The sequence below is a fragment of the Streptomyces beijiangensis genome, assembly GCF_017315755.1.
Classification (GTDB): Bacteria; Actinomycetota; Actinomycetes; order Streptomycetales; family Streptomycetaceae; genus Streptomyces; species Streptomyces beijiangensis.
This window is the reverse complement of record NZ_JAFLRJ010001468.1, coordinates 1-290: the sequence shown is the minus strand read 5'-3', so window position 1 is coordinate 290 and position 290 is coordinate 1. Positions and strand designations below refer to the sequence as shown.

1 protein-coding gene is annotated in these 290 nt (G+C 70.7%); it reads left to right on the top strand.

The features are described from left to right. Positions 1 to 290: PDZ domain-containing protein (locus tag J0695_RS42285; protein ID WP_242553821.1), on the top strand; the 290-nt coding region annotated here is incomplete at both ends.

Below are 290 nucleotides of genomic sequence, written 5' to 3'. Positions count from 1 at the left end.
AGGTCATCGGCATCCCGACGCTGGCGGCGACGGACCCGCAGATGGGCGGCAGCGCCGCTCCGGGGATCGGATTCGCGATCCCGGTGTCGATGGTGAAGACGGTGGCCGACCAGATCATCGAGAACGGCGAGGTCACCGACTCGGGCCGGGCGGCGCTGGACATCACCGGCCGTACGGTCGTCGACGCCGGCTACCAGCCCGCCGGGGTCGCACTCGTCAGTGTGTCGAAGGGCGGAGCGGCCGACAAGGCCGGTCTGCGGGTCGGCGACATCATCACCAAGCTCGGGGAC